This is a genomic window from Aureitalea sp. L0-47, assembly GCF_026126405.1.
In the GTDB taxonomy this organism is placed as follows: Bacteria; Bacteroidota; Bacteroidia; order Flavobacteriales; family Flavobacteriaceae; genus Pukyongia.
This window is the reverse complement of sequence record NZ_JAFMTQ010000063.1, coordinates 1-332: the sequence shown is the minus strand read 5'-3', so window position 1 is coordinate 332 and position 332 is coordinate 1. Positions and strand designations below refer to the sequence as shown.

Here is a 332-nt window from a genome sequence, read left to right as displayed (position 1 = left end):
GATCAGTTCGTATACGAGATCTTCGACAATGGAGCTCCAGTTGCAACTGATCAGGCAACGGTTTACCTCACGGTAGCCGATCCGAACAACGATATTCTCGCGATTGATGACATCAACGACACTTACCAGGATCTTCCTGTGAGCGGTAGTGTTGCGACCAATGACGAGAACCCTGACGGACCAGCGGGCACGGAAGTGTTTACCCTGGTTGCAGGCAGTGGTCCTGACAACGGAACACTGGTATTCAATCCTGATGGAAGTTATACCTACACACCGGATCCTGGCTTTACAGGAGAAGATACCTTCGAGTATCAGGTGTGTGACGGTGGAAA

The 332-nt window shown here is 50.6% G+C and carries 1 protein-coding gene; it reads left to right on the top strand.

The genetic code is table 11. The features are described 5' to 3' along the window. Positions 1 to 332 (top strand): Ig-like domain-containing protein (locus J1N09_RS15475; RefSeq protein WP_265201186.1); only part of this gene is annotated, 332 nt, incomplete at both ends.